Genomic DNA, 3,811 nt, shown 5'->3' with positions numbered 1-3,811 from the left:
GAAGTTTCTTCTCTTACTAAAATAACAGGTTTTGTTTTCGCCGCTTCTACTGCTTCTTGTGCTGTGAAATAAATACCACCGACTGCTGCTCCAGGTGAGGCTGCTAATCCCTGTGTTAATAATTTTGCTTCTTTTAATGATTTTTCTTCAAATGTGGCATGAAGAAGTTTATTAATCTCTTCAGTTCCTATTCTTGAGATTGCTTCTTCCTTAGTAATAATACCTTCTTCTACCAATGAAACAGCAACTTCTACAACAGCATTTGGAGTCCTTTTCGCATTCCTTGTTTGAAGAATATATAGTTTACCGTCCTCAATAGTAAACTCAATATCTTGCATATCTTTGTAGTGTTTCTCTAATTTCTTAGAAATTTTCTCAAATTCTTTATATAAGTGTGGCATATCATCTTTCAAAATGCTAATATTCTTCGGTGTTCTAATACCAGCCACTACATCTTCACCTTGTGCATTAATCAAATATTCACCAAACAACTTATCTTCACCAGTGACTGGATTTCTACTAAATGAAACACCAGTACCACAATTATCTCCCATATTACCAAATACCATAGCTTGAATATTAACAGCAGTACCTAGTTTATCACTTATATTATGAAGTCTTCTATACACTTTAGCACGGTTATTGTTCCATGATTTAAAAACAGCCTCTATGGCTAACATAAGCTGTTCCTTAACACTCATCGGAAATTCACGACCTACTTCTTTTTTATAGATTTCCTTAAACTCTTCAACAATATTGAATAAGTCCTTTTCATTCATATCACTATCTTGTTCATAGCCATTTTTATTTTTAACTCTTGTTAAAACTTCTTCAAATTTATACTTTTCAACATTCATTACTACATCAGAAAACATTTGAATAAATCTTCTATAACTATCATAAGCAAATCTATAATTATTATTTTTCTTAGCTAATGCTATAGTAGTCTCATCATTTAAACCAAGATTCAAAATTGTATCCATCATACCAGGCATAGAGTGCACCGCACCACTACGAACAGATACCAATAATGGATTATCTATACTTCCTAATTTTTTACCAATATCTTTTTCTAAAATCTCAAGTTGCTCATTAATTTGTTTTAAAATTTCGGGTTTAATCCTCTCCCCATTTTCATAATAACTATTACAACTTTCAGTAGTAATAGTAAAGCCGGGTGGAACATTTATACCTAAACTTTTCATTTCCGCAAGGTTAGCACCTTTCCCACCTAATAAAGATCTCATATCTTTATTTCCTTCACTAAAATTATAAACATATTTTTTTGACATTTTAAAATCCCCCTATAAAAACTTCATCACTTTATGAAATTTCTCTATATAATCCTTAACTAAATTACTAATCCTCGTTCTCTCATGATTCCTATAATTAATTCCGCTGTTTCTTCAATAGCCTTATTCTCAACATCAATTATCGGGCATCCAAGTTTTTCCATTACTTCTATTGCATATTCTAATTCTTCAAAAATTTGAATTTCATCTGTATAATCTGTATTTTCATCAACTCCAAGAGTTTTAAGTCTCTCCTCTCTTAACTTATTAAGTTGTTCAACAGAATTTGTTAAACCAATAATTTTTCTTTTTACTTCATATAATTGTTCTGGTAATACCAATCCTTGAACTATCGGTACATTCATAACCTTTATGTTTCTATTTGCAAGGTATAAACTTAAAGGAGTTTTTGATGTTCTCGATACTCCTAAGATAACTATATCCGCTTCCCTTAGTCCATTAATATCCTTTCCATCATCATATTTTACAGCAAATTCCAAAGCATCAACTCTCTTAAAATACTCCACTCCCATCTTCCTATTTAGACCCGGATTCCCTTTAGCTTTTAATCCAAGTTTATCTTCAAAAGTACTAAGCATTTCACTTAAAAGATCTATAACCTTTATATTTTTTTCTAAACTTTTTTTCTTAACATACTCAGATAAAGTACCATCTACTAAAGTTTGAACTATTACATCGCCCTCTTTCGCATTAGATATAATACAATCTACTTTTTCTATAGTACAAACATTAGAATTTTTTAATACCTTATATTGCACATCTCCATAAGAAAACTGAACTAGTGCTGCATCAACAACATCTTTAGCCGTATTTCCTATTGAATCTGAAATTATATGTACAGTTAACATATTATCCCTCCAGTATCTCTAACAATAACTTTATTAAAGTAGTTTTTGATATTTTCCCAACGACTACCTTCCCGTCATCTTCATCTCTTACAACAGGTAAGCAATCTATCTCATGTGAAATTAACTTTCTTAATGCATCGCTCACTAACTCATCTTCATAGATATATATTACATTCGGCACTCTAGTCATAGCCAGTGCTATAGGAAAGTTTTGTCCATCAGCATTTCTAGCTAATTTCAACATATCCTTTCTCGATGTAACACCTGCAAGATGATTTTTCTCATCAACAATAAAAATTGTTCCTACATCACAAACAAACAACTTCGATAATACATCTGAATAATTCGCTGTAGTTTTGGCTGTTATTGCTATCCCCATTACATCTTTTACTAATTTACTTTTTACTTCTTCACGTTGTTCTCCTGGTGAAAAGTTATAATTGTAATAATATCCAACATTTGGTTTAGCTTCTAAAATTTCTAACATCCCTAATACTGCCAAATCATTTCTCAATGTAGACTTTCCAAGCATCAATTTTTCAGCTATCTCATCACTTGTTATCGGTTGAAAATCCTTTACTATTTCAATTATAGCTTTGTGTCTTTCTGTAAGTTTCATTCTGTCTCCTTCTTGTATTATAATTTGTATTATACAATATATTACACATTAATTCAAGAGTACAATTTAAATAATGTGTAATAATTTTTTTAAAAAATGTAATATAACTTCAGAAGTCACATATAATATATAATTTTAAACACATTATTTATAAATATATAAAAAAAGAGTTACTCGATATCTATTTTATTTAATTTTAAGTGTGTATGTGTTATAATAATCTTAATAATAAATTGAGGGGAAATATCGCATGTCAAAATTATCAAAACTATTTGCAATCGGTACAGGAATAGCCGTTGCTAATTACTATTCAAAAAATCCAAACAAGGTTGAAGAACACGCTGAGTATGTTAAGAGAAAATCTAAAGATTATTATGGATACACACGTTGCATGATTCGTTACACTAAGAAAAACGGTGTAGAAGAAGCTGCAATCTATCTTTATAATGACCTAGTAAAAAATCTTAAGAAAGCAAAAGACGCTTTAGAAAACAAATACAACGATGCTGTTGATTACGGAAAAGAATTATCTACTAACATTACAGACATTAAAGAACATGTTTCTAACGTTAAAGAATACACTGCAGAAGTTAAAGAAAATTTAGGAGAAGCTAAAAAAATTGTTGAAGACTTCAAACCATCAGTAGAATCATACAAAGAAAAAGCAATGGCTTCATTCGACAAAATTAAAGATCAAGTTTCTAACATTAAAAAAGATATTGATGCATCAAACGTTCAAGAAAAAGTTGAAGATTTCGCTAATAAATCAAGTGAAACTCTAGACACTGTAAAAGAACGTGTTGAAACTGAAGTATTAAATAATACTACTGAACAAGAAGAAGAAAAATAATATAACGAGGATTTAAGATGAATCTATTATCACTAAGTACTCTTCCTAGTACAGGAGAAGCAGTTAAAAATTATGGTGCATACATTGGTATAATCATAATAATCGCAATAATTTTCTTCCTAATCTGGAGAAAAAAGAATAATAAAGATGATTAATAAACTCTAAGCTAGGTAAAACTAGC

Annotated in this window: 5 protein-coding genes; 2 read left to right on the top strand and 3 right to left on the bottom strand. The window is 30.0% G+C overall.

Annotated elements, in window-relative coordinates:
• The 3 genes from RWS90_RS07685 to RWS90_RS07675 form a co-directional block, all read right to left on the bottom strand.
• Positions 1-1,292: pyruvate, phosphate dikinase (locus RWS90_RS07685; RefSeq protein ID WP_314550208.1), on the bottom strand; the 1,292-nt coding region annotated here is incomplete at its 3' end.
• A gap of 59 nt (positions 1,293-1,351) precedes the next feature.
• The gene (locus RWS90_RS07680; protein WP_314550206.1) at positions 1,352-2,161 is read right to left on the bottom strand and encodes a pyruvate, water dikinase regulatory protein; all 810 of its coding nucleotides are present in this window, start codon (positions 2,159-2,161) and stop codon (positions 1,352-1,354) included.
• A gap of 1 nt (position 2,162) precedes the next feature.
• On the bottom strand, positions 2,163-2,780 hold the full coding sequence (locus tag RWS90_RS07675) for a CBS domain-containing protein (RefSeq protein WP_314550205.1): 618 nt from the start codon (positions 2,778-2,780) through the stop codon (positions 2,163-2,165).
• 250 nt (positions 2,781-3,030) lie between these two features.
• Here RWS90_RS07675 and RWS90_RS07670 point away from each other — a divergent pair, with 250 nt between their 5' ends.
• A complete protein-coding gene (locus RWS90_RS07670) occupies positions 3,031-3,630 on the top strand; it encodes a hypothetical protein (RefSeq protein WP_314550203.1) in 600 nt (199 codons plus the stop codon).
• A gap of 17 nt (positions 3,631-3,647) precedes the next feature.
• Positions 3,648-3,785, top strand: coding sequence for an LPXTG cell wall anchor domain-containing protein (locus tag RWS90_RS07665; protein ID WP_314550198.1), 138 nt, complete (start codon positions 3,648-3,650; stop codon positions 3,783-3,785).
• Positions 3,786-3,811: the final 26 nt, after the last annotated feature.

It is taken from the genome of uncultured Gemella sp. (genome assembly GCF_963529685.1).
Lineage (GTDB): Bacteria > Bacillota > Bacilli > Staphylococcales > Gemellaceae > Gemella.
The sequence above is the reverse complement of the archived record's forward strand: the minus strand, read 5'-3'. Positions and strand labels throughout refer to the sequence as shown.